We start from the raw sequence: 21,495 nt of genomic DNA on the forward strand, positions 1-21,495 counted from the left end.
AAATATACTATGGTTAGCGGTATGGGACAATAGCTACCCTATCGCACAAAAAAACCAACAAAATTCTTCGTACATGAATTTTGTTGATTATATTTATATATAAATTTAGTATCTCGGATGGCAATTGTGAGGAATTTAAAATATCATTTTGATTGATATTTTAGCCTCTTTGAACATACAAATCAAAAGTTTTACACATCTATTAATTAAAGCGCCCTAGGTGACGTATTTCAAAATCAAGTGTTTCTAAAATTTTATTGATTTTATGCATGTCTTCATCATTTGAATAAGCGCATTGGACAAAAAATCGATACATCCCTAGTTGTGTTTTTAAGGGTCTAGATTCAATCCAACTCAAGTTCACATTAAATAAAGCGAAAGTATTTAAAATGCTTGCCAATAAACCCGGTTTATCATAGCTAGGAGTAATAATCATAAGGCATTGTTTACCATCGCTCGGTGGTATGTCCGCATTCGTTAACACAAGAAAACGCGTCATATTATGAGGGAAGTCCTCAATGTTTTCAATAAGTGGGACATACCCATAAGCTTCACCACTTCCTTTAGGAGCGATAGCCGCAGTGGTTGTATTAATATACTTTAAGGCATCAACCGTACTTTGCGCATAAGAATATGCCAACTGATGTTTGTGAATAAATTTTTGAGTTTGACTAATTGCCGGTCCAATAGAGTAGACGTGCGTAATATCATCTAAAGTTGTAGTGTGTTGCCCATATAAGGAGAATTCAATATCTAAATGAACTTCTGCTATGACTGATAAAGAATGTTCTACTAAATTGTCAGCGACAACATTAATCGTACCTTCAATTGCATTTTCAATAGGTACAATGGCTGTTGATTTCGGATGTGTATGCACTGCTTGAATAACTTCATAAAGGTTTTCTTTAGGTACTAATTCTTCTTGATTGTTAGTATATTTTAAAGCCGCTAAATATGAAAAGGTCCCTTTGGGTCCCAAGTAAAATAAGGACATAACCTCACCTCATTCGTGAATGTTTGTCCTTATTTTACACAAATCTAATGAAAAGGACACCCAGTCGGTTCCTTTTTTTTATAATAAAAGTTCGTTTCACGCATAGTATTATCATAACCGTGATGGTAATTAGATGTCAGTGTTGGCGATAAAGGAGGAGCGAGCCATGACCATTTTCCAGTTACCGTGCGCCCTTTTTTTGCCTCCACAGCTTCAAATTTTTCAAATTGTTTTGAAGCTGTTAAATGATCGACCATTGACACGCCATTATTTTTAAACGATTGATACACAGCGTCATTAATTTCAACTAATACGCGATCCTTATTAAAACTACTATTTCTTAAATTATTAAAATCCATTGCTTTAGCTAACGGTTCCATTAAATTGTATCGATATGGATCAATAAAATTACGTACCGCAATTTCGTTAACCATGTACCAACCGTTAAATGGTGCAGTTGGATACGTGATACCTCCGATTTTCAAATCCATACTTGAAATAATTGGTACGGCATACCATTTTAAATTTAATTGTGCTACTTTTGGGTATGACTGATGCTGAATTGGAACTTCTAAAATAAGGGAGCTAGGGTAGTCATAATATTTGATAGGTTGGTTTGGAAGTTGATAAATAAGAGGCAAGACATCAAAGTCACCATTATTTCCACGCCAACCTAAATGTTCAGCAAGTTGAGTGATTTGTCTTTCTGCTGGATCTCCGTTTTCTTTATAACCTGCATAGCGAATCAACTGATTATTAAAAATCTTAGGTGTGTCTTCATTTGAAGGGGCGAAAATTGTAATGTAAGGTACGATTTTACCATGATTCGTCGCTTTATCGATATGAGTAGTAATTGCGTCTAAAAAAGCATTTTCATCTTTGATATGTCTTGCATCTTGAACTTTCAAACTCTCCCAAAACAATCTTCCAATACATCGATTTGAATTACGCCAAGCTAAACGGGCGCCATAAATTAACTCCTCTGATGTATGTTGATAATAGCCAAGTGTTTCAATTTCGTGTTCAATTTCAAGAATCCGTTCTAATTTTTTTTTATTAGGTTGATTCGTTTCTTCATAGTATTGCGTTATGAATGCAATTGCCTCTTTTAACATCGTACCACCTCAATATCAATTATAATGTATAAATGAAAAATCTTTAGAAAAAAAGTAAAAATTGTCATATTTTTGTCGATGTTCTCATTAAAAGTTGGAAAACAGTGGCTAAAAGTGTTATATCATAGAGGTATAACTAAAAGGACGAGGAGAAATTATATGTATCAATACCATGACGATAGCTTAATGTTACACAACGACTTATATCAAATAAATATGGCAGAATCTTATTGGAATGATGGCATTCATGAGCGTACAGCTGTATTTGACCTTTATTTTAGAAAAATGCCCTTTGAAAGTGGTTATGCGGTTTTTAATGGTTTGAGGAGAGTTATTGACTATATTAACCACCTTCATTTTTCGGATACTGATTTAGCATATTTGAAAGATATTGGTTATGAAGCGGATTTTTTAAATTATTTAAAAGAACTTAAATTTACAGGGCATATACGCTCAATGCAAGAAGGGGAACTGTGCTTTGGTAACGAACCGCTCATGCGTATTGAAGCACCATTAATTCAAGCACAGCTAATTGAAACTGCGTTATTGAATATCGTTAATTTTCAAACGTTGATTACTACGAAAGCGAGCAGAATTAAACAAGTCGCTCCGAACGATACATTGATGGAATTTGGCACACGTCGCGCGCATGAATTAGATGCGGCATTATGGGGCGCGCGAGCTGCAATTATTGGTGGTTTTGATGCGACAAGTAACGTGAGAGCAGGGAAATTATTTGATATTCCAGTATCTGGTACCCATGCGCATGCTTTTGTTCAGACTTATGGTGATGAATATATTGCATTTAAAAAATATGCGGAACGTCATAAAAATTGTGTTTTTCTCGTAGATACTTTCCATACATTGAAGTCGGGTGTACCCAATGCGATTCGTGTCGCAAAAGAACTAGGGGATAAAATTAATTTTATAGGAATACGACTTGATTCAGGAGATATTGCCTATTTATCAAAGGAAGCGCGCAAAATGCTTGATGCAGCAGGCTTTCCTAATGCTAAAATTATTGCGTCTAACGATCTAGATGAAGAAACGATTTCTAGTCTAAAAGCACAAGGCGCTGCTGTTGACAGTTGGGGGGTAGGTACGAAATTAATTACAGCGTATCAACAACCTGCATTAGGTGCCGTGTATAAAATGGTTGCAGTTGAAGATGATAATGGTGAGCTTGTAGACCGCATTAAGTTATCTAACAATGCTGAAAAAGTCACGACGCCAGGAAAAAAACGTGTATACCGAATTATTAACACTAAAACAAACAAGTCTGAAGGAGATTACATCACGCTAGATAGTGAGAATCCAAATGAAGAAGCAAACCTTAAAATGTTTCATCCGATTCACACGTATAAGATGAAATACATTAAAAAGTTTAAAGCAATTGATTTACACCATGATATTTTCGTAAACGGTAAGTGTGTCTATAACATACCAAGTGAGAATGAGGCGAAACAATTCCTGCAACAGAATTTGGAGTTATTATGGGATGAAAACAAACGTTATTTAAATCCCGAAGAATATCCTGTGGATTTAAGTACGGCATGTTGGGAAAATAAACAACGACGTATATTTGAAGTGGCTGAACATGTGAAAGAAATGGAGGAAGAACATGAACATGAGTAGAATGCAATCCATCATTGTGAATGAAATGAAAGTACAACCAGATATTGATGTTGCTCAAACAATCGAAGATATTAAACAATTCATCAAACAATATGTGACGTCACATCCATTCATTAATACGCTTGTATTGGGAATTTCGGGGGGACAAGATTCTACATTAGTTGGTAAATTAACACAACTTGCCGTTAATGAACTGAATGAAAATAGCACGAAAACATATCAATTTATAGCTGTAAAATTACCTTATGGTGTACAACGGGATGCAGATGAAGTTGAAGATGCACTTGCATTTATACAACCAGATAAAATTATAACCGTCAATATTAAAGAGGCAGTTGATCAAAGCGTCGCCTCATTAAAAGACGCTGGAATTACATTGACGGATTTTCAAAAAGGTAATGAAAAAGCGCGCGAAAGAATGAAAGTACAATATTCTATTGCGTCAAATACTGGTGGTATTGTAGTTGGGACTGATCATTCTGCGGAAAATGTGACTGGATTTTTTACAAAATATGGAGATGGAGCTGCGGATATTGCACCTATATTTGGCTTGAATAAACGTCAAGGGCGACAACTGTTACAATATTTAGAAGCACCTCAGCACCTATATGAAAAAACACCTACAGCTGATTTAGAAGATGACAAACCCCAATTACCGGATGAAGAGGCTTTAGGTGTCACATATTTAGATATTGATGATTATTTAGAAGGAAAGCCTGTTTCACATGCTGCTGCTGAACGTATTGAGAAATTGTATATTCAAAATGCTCATAAACGTGAGTTAGCATATACACGTTATACATGGCCGAAATAAAAATTATAATGACATTTGAAATGATTCTTGATACAATGAGCTAAATTTCAAGAAGTGAGGTAAGCTATGAGTGCAATTAATGACAATCCATTACTACTCATTTTGGCAATATTTCTTATAAATGTTGCTTATGTTACTGCGTTGACAATGCGGCTGATTTTAACTTTGAAAGGGTATCGATATTACGCGGCGGCGCTAAGTTTTGTAGAAGTCTTAGTATATGTCATTGGTTTAGGTATGGTTATGTCTGGTCTAGATCAATTTCAAAATGTTATCGCTTATGCATTAGGTTTTTCAGTTGGTATTATTGTTGGCATGAAAATTGAAGAGAAATTAGCGTTAGGGTATTCGGTAGTCAATGTAACGACCGCTGATTATGAATTGGATATCCCTAGACAACTTCGAGATTTAGGTTATGGTGTCACTCACTTTGCTGCACATGGTCGTGATGGTGACCGTCTCGTGATGCAAATTTTAACACCAAAACGATATGAGCTTAAACTGATGGATACCATTAAAGCGCTTGACCCTAAAGCGTTTATTATTGCTTATGAACCACGTAACATTCATGGTGGATTCTGGGTAAAAGGTGTACGAAGTAAAAAAGTGAAGGCGTATGATACAGATGAAATTCAAAGTTGAAGACGATGAAACGGTTCAAGCGTGTTTATTGCGTATGAAAGCGGCAGGTTATATGCCTATTAAACGTTTTGAAAAACCTATCTTTAAAGAAAATAAAGACGGCAGTATTGACGTCTTGAAACAAGAAATTATCTTTACTGGAAAGAAAATCGAACGGGAATCATAATAAAGGAAGGCGTTGACGCTATCGTCAACGTCTCTTTTAACTTCTTAAAAGCGTATGTTTATGGCGGTTAAACCATTAATGTTCGTTTTTAGACCTTTATTTTATGTTAGTTATTTGAAAAATATCGAATTACACATTGATTCCGAACGATATATCTGTTTATATAGTTAATGTACATATGAAATTCATTTGCTATAATGTGACTGAATACGATTTTATTTTTTAAGCGGAAGCATACTAAAATACGAGTTAGGAGATTTTATAATGATTGAACGCTATTCAAGAGAAGAAATGTCGAATATTTGGACAGATCAAAATCGCTATGCTGCATGGTTAGAGGTTGAAATTTTAGCTTGCGAAGCATGGAGCGAGTTGGGAGATATTCCTAAAGAAGATGTTAAGAAAATTCGTGAACATGCGAGAGTGGATGTTGCGCGTGCAAAAGAGATTGAGTTAGAAACGCGTCATGATGTAGTTGCATTTACACGCCAAGTATCTGAAACATTAGGTGAAGAACGTAAATGGGTGCATTATGGTCTTACGTCAACAGATGTTGTGGATACAGCGTTAAGCTATCAAGTGAAACAAGCAAATGATATTATCGAAAAAGACTTGGAACGTTTTATAGAAGTCCTAGCGAATAAAGCGAAAAATTATAAATATACGCTCATGATGGGTCGTACGCACGGTGTTCATGCTGAACCCACAACATTTGGCTTGAAAATGGCGTTATGGTATGCAGAAATGCAACGTAATTTAGAACGTTTCAAACGTGTACGTGAAGAAATTGAAGTGGGTAAAATGAGTGGCGCAGTAGGAACGTTTGCTAATATTCCACCTGAAATCGAAGCATATGTGTGTAAACACTTAGGTATTGGTACTGCACCAATTTCAACCCAAACGTTGCAACGTGACCGCCATGCGTATTATATTGCAACACTTAGTTTAATCGCAACGTCGCTTGAAAAATTTGCAGTAGAAATTAGAAACTTACAAAAAACAGAAACGCGTGAAGTTGAAGAAGCATTCGCAAAAGGGCAAAAAGGGTCATCTGCTATGCCACATAAACGTAATCCAATAGGTTCTGAAAATATTACGGGAATTGCACGTGTGATTCGCGGATATATTACAACAGCTTATGAAAATGTTGCTCTTTGGCATGAGCGTGACATTTCACATTCATCTGCTGAACGTATTATGTTACCGGATGTGACGATAGCACTAGACTATGCGTTAAATCGCTTCACGAATATTGTGGATCGTTTAACCGTGTATGAGGAAAATATGACAGAAAACATGAATAAAACGTTTGGCCTTATTTATTCACAGCGTGTGTTATTAGCTTTGATTGATAAAGGGATGGTTCGTGAAGAGGCGTATGATACTGTTCAACCAAAAGCAATGGAATCATGGGCAACAAAAACGCCATTTAGAACACTCGTTGAAGCGGATGAGAAAATCACAGAAAAATTATCAGAAGATGAACTTAATGCATGTTTTGACCCTAGACATCACTTGAATCAAGTTGATACAATATTTAAAAGAGTAGGTTTAGCATAAAAATACTACACTTTAATGTATTAATTCGTTAAAATATCCTTAAACACATAAAAATAGGGGTTGTATACCATGCAAATTGAAAAGTTACGTGGACAAGCATTAGATGAATTGTTCGATGCAATATTAACATTAGAAACACGCGAGGAATGTTATCAATTTTTTGATGATTTATGTACAGTGAATGAACTTCAGTCGTTATCGCAACGCCTGCAAGTTGCGAAGATGATTAAGCAAGGCTACACTTATGCAACGATAGAAGCTGAATCCGGCGCGTCTACTGCGACTATTTCTCGAGTGAAACGTTCACTGCAGTGGGGTAATGATGCATATACAATGATTTTAGAACGAATGGATATTGAGACGAAACATTAAAAATAAAGTGAAAAAGTAAGCGATAAAATGCACGTGAAACGTACATTTAACGCTTGCTTTTTTTATGTAATTTTTCCTTTAAATCCCAGGGTGTTACTTAGAATATCAGCCTTAAAAATGCTATAATATTATCTATGATATTTAAAGGAGTATTCGGTTATGTATGATATAAAACAATGGCGCCATGTTTTTAAATTAGATCCAGCTAAGGCAATAACTGATTCTGATCTTGAAAAAATATGTATGTCGCAAACAGATGCCATCATTATTGGAGGGACAGATAACGTTACCGAAGATAATGTGTTGCATTTAATGAGTCGTGTGAGACGCTATCCATTACCATTAGTTTTGGAAATTTCAAATATTGAAAGTATTGTACCTGGATTTGATTTCTATTTTGTCCCGACAGTTCTGAACAGTACTGATGTTTCATTTCATAATGGGTTGTTACTTGAAGCACTTAAAATGTATGGACATATGATGCATTTTGAAGAAATTCTTTTTGAAGGGTATGTTGTACTGAACCCCGAAAGTAAAGTGGCTAAACATACGAAAGCGAATACGGACTTAACAACTGAAGATATCGAAGCTTATGCTCAAATGATGAACGAGATGTATCGCTTACCAATTTTATACTTAGAATATAGCGGTACAAAAGGGTCCCTTGAAGATGTTGAAGCAGCAAAATCAAATTTAAGCACTACACAATTGTTTTATGGTGGTGGCATTGATGGCTATGAAAGTGCTTCATCTTATGCTTCTGTTGCAGATACTATTGTAGTTGGTAATTTAGTGTATGAGGATATCAAAAAAGCGATACAAACGACTAAAATAAAGGAGAGAACATAATGAATCCACTTGTAAAGCATATGAATACAGAACAAAGTGAAGCGGTACGCACGACTGAAGGACCGCTTTTAATTATGGCGGGTGCTGGATCTGGAAAAACGCGTGTATTAACGCATCGTATTGCATACTTGCTTGATGAAAAAGGTGTATCTCCTTATAACATTTTAGCGATAACCTTTACAAATAAGGCTGCGAAAGAGATGAAAGAACGTGTTCAAAAACTAGTAGGTGAAGAAGCAGAAGTGATTTGGATGTCAACCTTTCATTCAATGTGCGTTCGTATTCTTCGTCGTGATGCCGATCGCATAGGCATCGAACGGAACTTTACCATAATAGACCCAACTGACCAAAAATCAGTCATTAAAGATGTTTTAAAACGTGAAAATATAGATCCAAAACGTTATGAACCGCGCATGTTTATCAGCGCCATTAGCAATTTAAAAAATGAATTAAAAACACCGCAAGATGCATTGGAATCGGCAAATGACTTTTATACACAAATGGTCGCTAAAGTATATGAAGGATATCAAAAACAGCTCATTCGTAACCAAGCATTAGATTTTGATGACTTAATCATGACAACGATTAAGCTTTTTGAACGTGTCCCTGATGTATTAGATTACTATCAAAATAAATTTCAATACATACATGTTGACGAGTATCAAGATACTAACAAAGCGCAATATACGCTTGTAAATTTAATAGCACAAAAGTTCAAAAATTTATGTGTTGTGGGTGATTCGGATCAATCTATTTATGGTTGGCGTGGCGCGGATATTCAAAACATATTATCTTTTGAAGAAGACTATCCTAATGCAAGAACAATTTTTCTCGAACAAAATTATCGTTCAACAAAAACGATATTAAATGCTGCGAATGAAGTAATCAGAAACAATACTGAGAGAAAACCTAAAGGGCTATGGACGGCAAATGCCAACGGAGAAAAAATTAAATATTACGAAGCGTTTAGCGAACGAGATGAATCTGAATATGTGGTTCGAGAAATATTTAAACAGCAAAAAAAGGGACGTAAATTGAAAGATATCGCAGTGTTGTATCGTACCAATGCGCAGTCACGTGTACTTGAAGAGACGTTTTTAAAATCGAATGTGCCTTATGTCATGGTAGGTGGACAAAAGTTCTACGACCGAAAAGAGATTAAAGATGTGTTGAGTTATTTACGTTTGATTGCTAATAGTGCAGATGATATTAGTTTACGCCGAGTGATTAATATCCCTAAAAGAGGTATTGGTCCGTCATCCGTCGATAAAATTGCTGCCTATGCAACATCAAATAGTATCAGTATGTTTGAAGCTTTAGCTGAGGTCGACTTTATTGGATTATCCAAAAAAGTGACACAAGCTGCATCTGAATTTTATCAATTAATCAATCATTTAATGCAGGAACAAGAATTTTTAGAAATAAGTGAAATTGTTGAAGAAGTGTTAATTAAGTCTGGTTATCGTGACATGTTAGAGCGTGAACAAACATTAGAAGCACGTAGCCGATTAGAGAATATAGATGAATTTATGTCTGTACCGAAAGATTACGAAAAAAATACGCCATTAGAAGAACAATCACTCATTAACTTTTTAACGGATTTATCTCTCGTTGCCGATGTTGATGAAGCTAACTTAGAAGATGGTGTTACGTTAATGACAATGCATTCTGCTAAAGGTTTGGAATATCCAGTTGTATTTATAATAGGTATGGAAGAATCGATTTTCCCGCATCTTAGAGCTATAAAGAGTGATGATGATCATGAAATGGAAGAAGAGCGTCGTATTAGTTATGTGGCGATTACTCGAGCAGAAGAAGAACTATATTTAACACATGCCTCATCGCGTACATTATTCGGACGTTCGCAATCAAATCCACGTTCACGTTTTCTAAACGAAATTCCCGATGATTTATTAGCATTGCCAGAACGAAAACAGACAACGCAAATAGGACAGAAACGCACAGCGCCTAAAAGAGGGTACAGTCAACGTACGGTGGTAAACAACGCTAAACCATCTACATCCGAATGGAATGTAGGAGATAAAGTGACGCATAAAAGTTGGGGAGAGGGTATGGTATCAAATGTGAACGTTAAAAATGGGTCTGTTGAGTTAGATATTATATTCAAATCACAAGGACCTAAGCGACTATTGGCGCAATTTGCTCCGATTGAGAAAAAGGAGGACTAATATATATGGATTTGAAAGCGCGTGTGAAAGTATTACATGACCAGTTACATCAATATAATTATGAGTATTATGTTAAAGATAATCCAACTGTTCCGGACAGTGAATATGATAAATTGTTGCATGAATTAATAGCTATTGAATCACAACATCCTGAACTTAAAACAGTAGATTCACCAACAGTACGTGTAGGTGGAGAAGCGCAATCGACATTTGAAAAAGTACGCCATGATACCCCAATGCTTAGTTTATCAAATGCTTTTAATGAGGCAGATTTACGCCGTTTTGATCAACGTGTAAGAGATGCTGTAGGAGAAGTCGAATACATGTGTGAGTTGAAAATTGATGGATTGGCAGTATCGTTAAAATATGTCGATGGCCGTTTAGTACAGGGTTTAACGCGTGGAGATGGTACAACAGGGGAAGATATAACTGAGAATTTAAAAACGATTCGCGCGATTCCACTCACATTAAAACAACCAATTTCTTTTGAAGTTCGCGGTGAAGCGTTTATGCCACGAAAATCGTTTTTGAAGCTAAATGAAGATAAAGAAAAAAAGGGTGAGCAACTGTTTGCAAATCCAAGGAATGCCGCTGCAGGTTCATTACGTCAATTAGATTCTAAACTCGCAGCAGCACGTAAATTAGATATTTTTCTATATAGTATTAATGATTTCACAGAGCTCGATGCCACTTCTCAAAGTGAAGCATTATTAGAGTTAGATCGACTAGGATTCAAAACGAATCCTGAGCGAATGAATGTGAAAACCATAGAAGATGTACTTGATTATATAGAAAAGTGGACAGCAGAGCGCGAGACATTAAGTTATGATATTGATGGAATCGTTATTAAAGTTAATGCAATTGAGCATCAAGAGGATATGGGTTTCACACAAAAATCACCAAGATGGGCAATTGCTTATAAATTTCCGGCAGAGGAAGTTGTGACGACCTTAGAAGATATTGAATTGAGTATTGGACGTACAGGCGTTGTTACACCGACCGCAATTTTAACGCCGGTTCACGTAGCTGGAACTACGGTTTCAAGGGCCTCATTACACAATGAGGATCTAATTCATGAAAGAGATATTCGAATCGGTGATCAGGTAGTTGTGAAAAAAGCTGGAGATATTATACCAGAAGTTGTTAAAGTGATTTTAGACCGTCGTCCAGCAAATACAACACCATATCATATGCCGACACATTGTCCGAGTTGCGATCATGAGCTTGTTCGTATCGAAGGAGAAGTTGCTTTAAGGTGTATTAACCCTAAATGCCAAGCGCAACTTATTGAAGGATTAAAACATTTTGTATCAAGACAAGCGATGAATATTGATGGGTTAGGTACGAAAATTATTGAACAACTTTATCATCATCATTTAATTAGAGACGTGGCAGATATTTTTTATCTTAAAAAAGAAGATTTATTACCGTTAGAACGTATGGGTGAAAAAAAAGTAGAAAATCTTATAAATGCGATAGAAAAATCTAAAACACAATCATTAGAACATCTTTTATTCGGTTTAGGTATCCGACATTTAGGTGTTAAAGCGAGTCAAGTCTTAGCTGAAAAGTATGAGACTATGGCGCGTTTAATGCAAGTGACGGAAGAAGAGCTCATTGAAATATATGATGTTGGTGAAAAGCTTGCACAATCATTTGTAACCTATATGAAAAATGAAGATATTCAAAAGTTAATTCAAAAAATGGCACAACAACAAGTGAACATGACATTTACGGGTCAAAAATCATCTCAAATTGAAGGGCATCCTGAATTTTTAAATAAAACAATCGTACTTACTGGGAAATTAGAACAAATGACTAGAACTGAAGCGTCTCAATGGTTAAAAAATCAAGGTGCAAAGGTGACAAGTAGTGTTACAAAATCAACCGATCTTGTTATTGCAGGTAAAGATGCTGGTTCGAAATTAGCGAAAGCAGAGTCGATAGGAACACCAATTTGGAATGAACAAGAATTCATTGATAAACAAAAGGAAATCAATTAAAAAGGGAGATTGCCTATGAAAAAAAGATCTTTTATCATAGTTGGATTATCATTGGTTTTAGTTGCATGTGGTCCAAATCAATCAGAAAACCAATCTTCAAACGATGCATCTTCAAAAAAAGAAAATAACGTCAAACACATTGCGACGGATAAAAACGTTCAAGGTGATAACTACAGAACAATATTACCTTTTAAAGAAAGTCAAGCACGTGGACTAACACAAGAAAAAATGTCGAATCATTTTAATGGAGAAGATTTTGAAGCGGGTTTACTTGAAATTAGTAAAGATATATATCCTACTGATGAATTTTTATATCAAGATGGTCAGTTTTTAGATAAAAAAACGATTCAAGCCTATTTAAAACCTAAGTTGACTAAAGAGGAATTAAATAAAATGAGCGACAAGGAAAAAGAAGATAAACAAGCTACTGAAAATCTTGGCTTAAACCCTTCTGTTCATGGCGAAAAAGATGAAGAAAAAATCGCAAAACGTTCACCACAAGTGTTATCACATATACTCGAACAAAACTTTTATGATAATGGAGATACAAGTGGTAAGAAAATAAAAGGGCTGACGATAGGTCTTGCTATGAATCAAGTATATTACTATCAAAAAGAAAAATACGGTGAAACTTTTAGTGTTGATTTAGATAAGAAAAAAGTTGAAAAACAAGGCCGAGAAATTGCTGATGAAATGTTATCACGTTTACGTGAAAATGATCAGTTAAAAGATATTCCTATTACATTTGCAATATACATGCAATCGGGTAAAGACCAAATAGTACCAGGTGCGTTTGTGAGTTATGCTACGTCAGATGAAAATGGTGCTGAACTGAAAGAATGGAATAGAGTAAAAGAACAAACTGTACTGATGCCTTCAAGTGAAGCTTCTGAATTAAATGAACAACTTAATTCAAAATTTCGAGATTTCAATGATAACTTACAATCATACTTTACAAATTTTACACAAGCAGTAGGAAAAGCAAAATTCAAAGATAAAAAAATTAAATCTCTCTCTGTTGATTTACCAATTGATTATTATGGTAGAGCAGAATTAATAGGTATAACACAGTATGTAACCCAATTGGCTGAAAAAGATTTTGGGGATGTCGAAGAATATGAAATACATATTAAAGATGGCAATGAACCCCGTGCACTTATCACTAAAACTGTTGATGACCGAAATCCTAAAGTACACATTTACAATCAATAACACTTTGAGAGGGCAGTGATGTGTGGTAAAGGAATTTTATATTAATATATAAATAGCCTTCAAAGTTCATTTTAAAATGAATTTTGAAGGCTATTTTTAAAATCAAAATAAAAAGCGAATGGTTCTAAAATTTATTCATTAAGTTCCAATCTACGTTTAACTTCATTCATATCATCAATAACGAATGAGTCAGGCTTTTTAGTGAATTTGGAAACTACAATCGTTACAATTAAACTCATGATAAAACCTGGAACAATTTCATATAAAGAAAAAATTTCATATGTTTTGCCAAGTGGTAATGCAAAAATAATCCATAGTATTACAGTAGCCGCTCCAGCGATCATACCACTAATGGCACCTGTGCGTGTTAAATTTCTCCAATAAAGTGATAAAATGACAAGTGGTCCGAATGCTGCTCCAAAACCAGCCCACGCATTTCCAACTAAATTTAAGATGGTATCGTTAGGCGACCATGCGATGGCAATAGCTACGATGGCAACTAATATTACGGATAAACGACCCACTAATACAAATTCTTTTTCGTGTTTTTTTGTATTCGCTTTGTCACCACGAATTAATTTATAAAAATCTTCAGTTAGTGAACTAGATGTCACTAATAATTGTGAAGAAATGGTGCTCATGATTGCTGCTAAAATCGCGGCTAATAAGAAACCACCTACTAATGGATGGAATAAAATCTGTCCCATTAAGATGAAAAGTGTTTCAGGGTCTTTTATTTGAACCCCTTGAGCAGGTACAAATGCGATACCTAATAATCCAACTAACACCGCACCAATCAAACCAACTGCCATCCATGTAATACCAATACGTCGTGTAAATGGGAAAAGTTTGATTGAACGAATGGACATAAATCGCACTAGAATGTGAGGCTGTCCAAAATATCCTAAGCCCCATGCGAAAAATGAAATAATACCTACAACAGTTGTTCCTCTAAACAAATCTAAGTTTGTCGGTTTAAGTTCTGCAACAGTATGAAAAGTATCTAATCCATTTAATTTGAGCATGACTACTATTGGCACCATAATCATCGCAATTAACATAATAACACCTTGGAAAAAGTCTGTGATTGAAACAGCGAGATAACCACCAAAGAATGTATAGGCAATTACAATCACAGCAACAAGTAATAGGCCGAAGCGATAATCTAGACCAAAGGCACTATCAAATAACTTACCACCTGATACAAAACCAGCATGTGTATATAACGTGAAGAAAATAACGATAATACCACCGGAAATGATTTTTATTAAATTAGATTTATCATCTAAACGATTTTTGAAAAAGTCAGGCAATGTAATTGCATCTCCAGCGATTTCAGTGTGCAAGCGCAATCGAGGTGCGACGAGTAAATAGTTAATCCAAGCACCTAATGTTAATCCTATAGATAACCAAGCAGCGGAAAGACCAGTGGAATAAACTTCACCCGGCAACCCCATTATCATCCAACCACTCATGTCAGATGCACCGGCTGAAAGTGCTGTGACCCATGGTCCAATATTACGTCCGCCAAGCATATACTCACTTAAGTTACTTGTGGCTTGTTTATAACCGTAATAACCAATACCAAGTAAAATAATAAAGTATAAGGCTATCATGATGTACGTTTGCCAGTCTGGGTTGACTTGGCTCGATAAAGTAGACCCAAAAATATACATAAATATATCCCCCTTTTTGTTACATAAATTAATTATACAGAAATATCCCGGGTTGAAAAGTGTATTTTTATTCGAAAGTTAAAAATTGCTAATTAATTATCGTTTTAATGTTGCTTTTTGCTATTTTTAGAGACGTATGTCTGTATTTTAAAAAATTTTAAGAAGTGAATGATATGAAAGTATTTGCAAGTTTATAACATACTTGTGTAACTTTATAGCTTAAAAGTGTATTTGAGTAACATGGATCAAATATATAGAGTTAGCATTTCAATCTTAATTGATAATAACTTTAAATATCTCTTAAATGTGTTGCGTTTTCATCTGACCGTTTCAGAAAATACTTAGATTTTTAACTTGAAATTTGGTACAATTTTAAGATAAAAGAGTATTTTTAAGGAGGCTAATTTAGTCATGACCGAAATAACACATGAACAAGTGAAGCACATTGCTAACCTTGCACGTTTAAATGTGTCAGATAAAGAGTCAAAAGAAATTCAAGAGACGTTAGCAGGTGTGTTAGATTTTTGTCATCAAATTGATTCAGTTGATACAGAAAATGTAAAACCTACGAATCACGTATTAGATTTGCAAAATGTTTTAAGAGATGATGTGGCACATAAAGGTTTACCACAAGAAAAAGCATTAGCAAATGCCAAAGAGGTAGAGGCAGGTCAATTTAAAGTACCTGCAGTGATGAATGGGGAGGACGCATAATTATGAGCATCCGTTATGAATCAATTGAAAATTTACAAACATTAATTAAAGAAAATAAAATTAAGCCTTCAGAAATTGTTAAAGATATATATAAAGCAATTGAAGAAACTGATCCACACATTAAATCATTTCTAGCACTTGATAAAGAGCAAGCAATAAAAAAAGCAGAAGAATTAGATCAAAAGCAAGCTGCAGGTGAGATTGAAGGTAAATTGTTCGGTATCCCTATGGGGATTAAAGATAACATTATTACTGAAGGTTTAGAAACGACATGTGCGAGTAAAATGTTAGAAGGTTTTGTACCAATATATGAAGCGACAGTAATGAAAAAATTACACGCAGAAAATGGTGTGTTAATTGGTAAAGTTAATTTAGATGAATTTGCCATGGGGGGGTCTACTGAAACATCATATTTCAAAAAAACAGTAAACCCATTTGATCATAATGCGGTTCCAGGTGGTTCTTCAGGTGGTTCAGCTGCTGCGGTTGCTGCTGGTTTAGTGCCGTTTACATTAGGAACAGATACAGGTGGGTCAATTCGTCAGCCTGCTGCATATTGCGGTGTGGTAGGGTTAAAGCCAACTTATGGTCGTGTTTCACGTTTTGGACTTGTTGCATTTGCATCTTCATTAGACCAAATTGGACCTTTAACACGTAACGTAAAAGACAATGCCATCGTATTAGAAGCCATCGTTGGGGAAGATGAACTTGATTCTACAAGTGCTCCAGATGTTTCAAATTACTTTACATCGGATATCGGTAGAGATATTAGCGGTATGAAAATCGCATTACCAAAGGAATACATTGGTGATGGTGTAGACGAAGAAGTTAAAGCATCTGTACTACAAGCAGTTGAGACTTTTAAAGCTTTAGGTGCAACAGTAGAAGAAGTGTCATTACCACGTACGCCTTATGGCATTCCTTCATATTATGTTATTGCATCTGCGGAAGCTTCTTCAAATTTAGCGCGATTTGACGGTATTCGTTATGGTTACCATTCTAAAGAGGCAACTAATTTAGAAGAACTTTACAAAATGTCTCGAAGTGAAGGCTTCGGAGAGGAAGTTAAACGACGTATCTTCTTAGGGACATATGTGTTAAGTTCAGGCTATTATGATGCATATTATAAAAAAGCACAAAAAGTGAGAACACTAATTAAAAATGATTTTGAAAATGTTTTTGAAAACTATGATGTAGTTATTGGTCCAACAACACCAACAGTTGCATTTGATTTAGGTTCTGAAATTGATGATCCATTAACAATGTATGCGAACGACTTATTAACTACACCTGTAAACTTAGCAGGTTTACCGGGTATTTCAATTCCTTGTGGTTTAGCTAAAAATGGTCGTCCAATCGGATTACAATTAATCGGTAAACCATTTGATGAAAAAACATTATACCGAGTGGCATATCAATTTGAAACGCAATTCAATTTACATGATCATTATCATAAATTATAAGGAGTGGCAATAAATGCATTTTGAAACCGTAATTGGACTTGAAGTCCATGTAGAACTGAAAACAGATTCGAAAATGTTTTCTAACGCCCCTGTTGCCTATGGCGCAGAGCCAAATACGAATACATCCGTCATCGATTTAGGATATCCGGGTGTGTTACCAACTGTAAACCGACGTGCTGTAGATTGGTCAATGCGCGCAGCAATGGCTTTAAATATGGAGATTGCGACAGAATCTAAATTTGACCGTAAAAACTATTTCTATCCAGATAATCCAAAAGCGTATCAAATATCTCAGTTAGACCAACCGATTGGTGAGCATGGTTACATCGATATCGAAGTGAATGGTGAAACTAAGCGTATCGGTATTACTCGTCTTCATATGGAAGAAGATGCTGGAAAATCGACACATAAAAATGGTTATTCGTTAGTCGACCTCAACCGCCAAGGGACACCATTAGTTGAAATCGTTTCAGAACCAGATATGCGTTCTCCTGAAGAAGCGTACGCTTACCTTGAAAAGCTACGTGCGATTATTCAATATACAGGTGTATCTGATGGTAAAATGGAAGAAGGTTCATTGCGTTGTGATGCCAATATCTCTTTACGTCCATATGGTCAAAAAGAATTTGGTACGAAAGCTGAGCTTAAAAACTTAAACTCATTTAACAACGTGAGAAAAGGGCTTGAATATGAAGTTAAACGTCAAGCTGAAGAATTGTTAAACGGTGGGCAAATTTTACAAGAAACACGTCGTTTTGATGAATCAACTGGAAAAACAATTCTCATGCGTGTGAAAGAGGCATCTGATGATTACAGATACTTCCCAGAACCGGATATTGTACCTTTATACATTGATGAAGCTTGGAAAGCACGTGTACGTGAAACGATTCCTGAACTTCCAGATGCACGTAAAGAAAAATATGTTAAAGAATACGGCCTTCCAGAATATGATGCACACGTTTTAACATTAACGAAAGAAATGTCAGATTTCTTTGAAGCGGCAGTACGTGAAGGTGCAGATGTTAAAATGACATCAAACTGGTTAATGGGTGGTGTTAATGAGTACCTCAATAAAAACCAAATTGAGCTTCAAGATACAGGTTTAACACCTGAGAACTTAGCAGGAATGATTAAGTTAATTGAAGATGGTACGATGAGTAGTAAAATTGCAAAAAAAGTCTTCCCTGAACTTGCGAAAAATGGTGGAGATGCAAAACAAATCATGAAAGATAAAGGTCTTGTTCAAATTTCTGATGAAGGTGCAGTACTTGAATTTGTGCGTCAAGCTATTGAACAAAATCCTCAATCTGTTGAAGACTTTAAAAATGGTAAAGGTAAAGCGATGGGCTTCTTAGTTGGACAAATAATGAAATTGTCTAAAGGTCAAGCGAACCCACAACTTGCGAATAAGTTATTAAAAGAAGAACTAGACAAACTTTAATCGCATTCATGACTCAAAAATAATTTAATCAATATCATTTAAAGCATACCCTTCAGAGAATCGATCACTAGAACGATGTCTTTTGAAGGGTATTTTTGTCTTATAAATAGTGCCAACACTTGTACAACAGTGGTGTATACAAAAATCACTTTCGATTATAAAATAGTAATGTAAATAACTTTTAATAGAAGTGAAGTTGCTATAATATAAATGTGAGTATACAAAAATTGAGGGATCTAAATGAGAAAAAGTGCGAGAATAATTTATAATCCAACGTCTGGTAAGGAGTTGTTCAAAAAAGCGTTACCAGATGTCTTAATTAAATTAGAACAAGCTGGTTATGAAACAAGTGCTTATGCGACACAAAAAATAGGCGATGCGACAGAAGAAGCGGCCCGTGCTATTGATCGAAATTATGATTTACTCATTGTTGCTGGGGGAGACGGAACATTAAATGAAGTGGTCAATGGAATTGCAGAAAAACCAAACCGACCAAAACTCGGATTAATCCCAATGGGAACCGTTAATGATTTCGGGCGTGCCTTACATTTACCAAATGATATTTTTGAAGCAGTAGATGTAATTATACAAGGGAAAACCGTTCAAGTAGATATTGGTAAAATGAACAGCCGTTATTTTATTAATTTAGCCGGGGGCGGGAAACCGACTGAAGTGTCCTATGAGGCACCTAGTAAACTTAAGTCAATGATCGGTTCTTTTGCTTATTATGTTAAAGGTTTTGAAATGTTGCCGCAGATGCATGCGGTAGATGTAAGAATCGAATATGATGAGCATGTTTTTGAAGGAGAAATTATGTTATTTCTCTTAGGTTTAACGAATTCGATGGCTGGTTTTGAAAAACTTGTACCCGATGCAAAGCTAGATGATGGTAATTTTACGTTGTTAATTGTAGAGAAATGTAATCTTGCTGAGATGGGGCATATCATGACTTTAGCCTCACGAGGTGAACATATTAATCATCCTAAAGTGCACTATTATAAAGCGCAATCCGTCAATATTTCATCTTATAGCGATATGGCTTTAAATGTTGACGGTGAATATGGTGGTCAATTACCTGCAAACTTCTTAAATCTAGTGCGTCATATCGAAGTGTTCTCCCAATCGAAAAAAGACAATGAGTTATTAATAGACAAACCTAAGCAATCTGAATAACAGGGAGTAGGTCGACAAGTAATGTATATGCATAAGCTTGTTGACCTCCTCCCTTCAATTATGATGACAAATTTAATGTTTAAGAAACGGGGAAAGTATGATGTCAGTAGTCCATAAAAATCAGTTGTTGGAAGGGGAAGTGGTCGATTTAACGCACGAAGGGCATGGTGTTGTTAAAATTGATGCATATCCTATATTTATTCCACAAGCACTAATTGGTGAACACATTAATTACAAAATTATTAAAGTAAAAAAGAATTTCGCTATAGGTAAATTAATGGAGATTAAAAAAGCGAGCGAGACGCGGGTACTGCCACCATGTGATTATTACAACAAATGTGGTGGATGCCAACTCCAACACTTAAGTTATGAAGCCCAATTAGAAATGAAACGCAATCAAGTGGTAAATCTTTTTCATCGAAAAGGGAAGATGTCACATGTGACGATACATCCAACAATAGGTATGGATCATCCATGGTTTTATCGAAATAAGTCTCAAATACCTGTAGGGGGCGAGGCGCAGCATGTAGAAATGGGGTATTATCGCCAACGTAGTCACGACATTATTAATATGGAAAAATGTTTAATCCAATATCACGCGCAAAATGGCATTATGGTCTTATTGCGAGATTTATTGAATCAATTTGATATTGTTCCTTACCATGAAATGTCTCACAAAGGTTTGGTGCGTCATGTCGTTATACGCAAAGGGTACCATAGTGATGAGATTATGGTGACTATTGTAATTAATGGAACTGAGCTGCCATATGCACGAGAGATTATTGATACATTAGTAACAACATTCCCTCAAATTAAAAGTATTAAAATAAATATTAACAAAGAAAAGACTAATGTCATCATGGGTGCTAAAAGCAAAACACTTTACGGCGAAGACACAATTTCAGATACATTAGGTGAATTGCAATTTAAAATTAATGATAAATCATTCTATCAAATTAATGTATTACAAACAGAAAAACTTTATCGTACTGCGGTCATGTATGCGGGACTGACGGGTAAAGAAATAGTTTTAGATGCGTATTGCGGTATAGGAACTATCGCGTTATCTATGGCACACCAAGCGCAACATGTTTATGGTGTAGAAGTTGTACCAGAAGCGATTGAAGATGCACAACGTAATGCACAATTAAATCATTTTATGAATACGACATTTGTTGCTGGTTCTGCTGAAAAAGTTATTTTAGAATGGCAAAAACAAGGTATTCGCCCAGATGTAGTCACAGTCGACCCTCCTCGCAAAGGGTGTGACACTACATTTATTGAGACCTTAAATCAATTAGAACCAGCTAAAATAGTATATGTCTCTTGTAACCCAAGTACGCAACTCAGAGATATTCAGCTTTTGTTAAATAAATATGAATTAGTTGAAATAACACCAGTAGACATGTTTCCACATACCACGCATGTTGAAACAGTAGCACTGTTAACACGTAAACAAAATGATGAATAGGAGTTT

18 protein-coding genes are annotated in these 21,495 nt (G+C 35.4%); 15 read left to right on the forward strand and 3 right to left on the reverse strand.

Going from position 1 to position 21,495, the window contains the following annotated elements:
• Positions 1 to 202 precede the first annotated feature (202 nt).
• Entirely contained in the window at positions 203 to 994 is a 792-nt protein-coding gene (locus tag SHYC_RS04155; RefSeq protein WP_039644756.1) for a prephenate dehydratase, read from the reverse strand.
• A gap of 44 nt (positions 995 to 1,038) precedes the next feature.
• Positions 1,039 to 2,109 (reverse strand): nitric oxide synthase oxygenase, encoded by a 1,071-nt coding sequence (locus SHYC_RS04160; RefSeq protein ID WP_039644759.1) that lies wholly within the window; start codon positions 2,107 to 2,109, stop codon positions 1,039 to 1,041.
• A gap of 159 nt (positions 2,110 to 2,268) precedes the next feature.
• On the opposite strand from SHYC_RS04160, the gene SHYC_RS04165 reads away from it, so the two are divergent.
• The 10 genes from SHYC_RS04165 to SHYC_RS04210 all read left to right on the forward strand — a co-directional run bounded on the left by SHYC_RS04165 (position 2,269) and on the right by SHYC_RS04210 (position 13,551).
• Positions 2,269 to 3,744, forward strand: a complete 1,476-nt coding sequence (locus SHYC_RS04165; protein WP_039644761.1) for a nicotinate phosphoribosyltransferase — start codon at positions 2,269 to 2,271, stop codon at positions 3,742 to 3,744.
• Positions 3,737 to 4,558 (forward strand): ammonia-dependent NAD(+) synthetase, encoded by an 822-nt coding sequence (gene nadE / locus SHYC_RS04170; RefSeq protein WP_039647554.1) that lies wholly within the window; start codon positions 3,737 to 3,739, stop codon positions 4,556 to 4,558. The genes SHYC_RS04165 and nadE overlap by 8 nt, the downstream gene beginning before the upstream one ends.
• Positions 4,559 to 4,624: 66 nt before the next feature.
• Entirely contained in the window at positions 4,625 to 5,200 is a 576-nt protein-coding gene (locus SHYC_RS04175) for a DUF2179 domain-containing protein (RefSeq protein ID WP_039644763.1), read from the forward strand.
• Positions 5,184 to 5,366: an NETI motif-containing protein gene (locus SHYC_RS04180; protein ID WP_039644765.1), complete on the forward strand. Its 183-nt coding sequence runs from the start codon at positions 5,184 to 5,186 to the stop codon at positions 5,364 to 5,366. Before SHYC_RS04175 ends, SHYC_RS04180 begins: the two co-directional genes overlap by 17 nt.
• A 264-nt stretch (positions 5,367 to 5,630) precedes the next feature.
• A complete protein-coding gene (purB, locus tag SHYC_RS04185) occupies positions 5,631 to 6,926 on the forward strand; it encodes an adenylosuccinate lyase (protein ID WP_039644766.1) in 1,296 nt (431 codons plus the stop codon).
• A gap of 69 nt (positions 6,927 to 6,995) precedes the next feature.
• Positions 6,996 to 7,298, forward strand: coding sequence for a YerC/YecD family TrpR-related protein (locus SHYC_RS04190; protein WP_037566960.1), 303 nt, complete (start codon positions 6,996 to 6,998; stop codon positions 7,296 to 7,298).
• Between the two features lie 159 nt (positions 7,299 to 7,457).
• Positions 7,458 to 8,147, forward strand: coding sequence for a heptaprenylglyceryl phosphate synthase (gene pcrB / locus SHYC_RS04195; RefSeq protein ID WP_039644767.1), 690 nt, complete (start codon positions 7,458 to 7,460; stop codon positions 8,145 to 8,147).
• Positions 8,147 to 10,336 (forward strand): DNA helicase PcrA, encoded by a 2,190-nt coding sequence (gene pcrA, locus SHYC_RS04200; protein WP_039644769.1) that lies wholly within the window; start codon positions 8,147 to 8,149, stop codon positions 10,334 to 10,336. The genes pcrB and pcrA overlap by 1 nt, the downstream gene beginning before the upstream one ends.
• Positions 10,337 to 10,341: 5 nt before the next feature.
• Positions 10,342 to 12,339 (forward strand): NAD-dependent DNA ligase LigA, encoded by a 1,998-nt coding sequence (ligA, locus tag SHYC_RS04205; protein WP_039644771.1) that lies wholly within the window; start codon positions 10,342 to 10,344, stop codon positions 12,337 to 12,339.
• A 15-nt stretch (positions 12,340 to 12,354) separates the two neighbouring features.
• Positions 12,355 to 13,551: a CamS family sex pheromone protein gene (locus SHYC_RS04210; RefSeq protein ID WP_039644772.1), complete on the forward strand. Its 1,197-nt coding sequence runs from the start codon at positions 12,355 to 12,357 to the stop codon at positions 13,549 to 13,551.
• A gap of 131 nt (positions 13,552 to 13,682) precedes the next feature.
• On the opposite strand, the gene putP is transcribed toward SHYC_RS04210, so the two are convergent.
• Positions 13,683 to 15,227: a sodium/proline symporter PutP gene (putP, locus tag SHYC_RS04215; RefSeq protein WP_039644773.1), complete on the reverse strand. Its 1,545-nt coding sequence runs from the start codon at positions 15,225 to 15,227 to the stop codon at positions 13,683 to 13,685.
• A gap of 411 nt (positions 15,228 to 15,638) precedes the next feature.
• Between putP and gatC the strand changes: the two genes are divergently transcribed.
• The 5 genes from gatC (at position 15,639) to rlmD (ending at position 21,489) form a co-directional block, all read left to right on the forward strand.
• Positions 15,639 to 15,941, forward strand: coding sequence for an Asp-tRNA(Asn)/Glu-tRNA(Gln) amidotransferase subunit GatC (gene gatC, locus SHYC_RS04220; RefSeq protein WP_037566951.1), 303 nt, complete (start codon positions 15,639 to 15,641; stop codon positions 15,939 to 15,941).
• A gap of 2 nt (positions 15,942 to 15,943) precedes the next feature.
• On the forward strand, positions 15,944 to 17,404 hold the full coding sequence (gene gatA, locus SHYC_RS04225) for an Asp-tRNA(Asn)/Glu-tRNA(Gln) amidotransferase subunit GatA (RefSeq protein ID WP_039644775.1): 1,461 nt from the start codon (positions 15,944 to 15,946) through the stop codon (positions 17,402 to 17,404).
• A gap of 13 nt (positions 17,405 to 17,417) precedes the next feature.
• On the forward strand, positions 17,418 to 18,845 hold the full coding sequence (gene gatB / locus SHYC_RS04230) for an Asp-tRNA(Asn)/Glu-tRNA(Gln) amidotransferase subunit GatB (RefSeq protein ID WP_039644777.1): 1,428 nt from the start codon (positions 17,418 to 17,420) through the stop codon (positions 18,843 to 18,845).
• A 240-nt stretch (positions 18,846 to 19,085) separates the two neighbouring features.
• Entirely contained in the window at positions 19,086 to 20,018 is a 933-nt protein-coding gene (locus SHYC_RS04235; protein WP_039644778.1) for a diacylglycerol kinase, read from the forward strand.
• Between the two features lie 100 nt (positions 20,019 to 20,118).
• Positions 20,119 to 21,489 (forward strand): 23S rRNA (uracil(1939)-C(5))-methyltransferase RlmD, encoded by a 1,371-nt coding sequence (rlmD, locus tag SHYC_RS04240; protein ID WP_039644779.1) that lies wholly within the window; start codon positions 20,119 to 20,121, stop codon positions 21,487 to 21,489.
• Positions 21,490 to 21,495 lie beyond the last annotated feature (6 nt).

The organism is Staphylococcus hyicus, from assembly GCF_000816085.1.
GTDB lineage: Bacteria > Bacillota > Bacilli > Staphylococcales > Staphylococcaceae > Staphylococcus > Staphylococcus hyicus.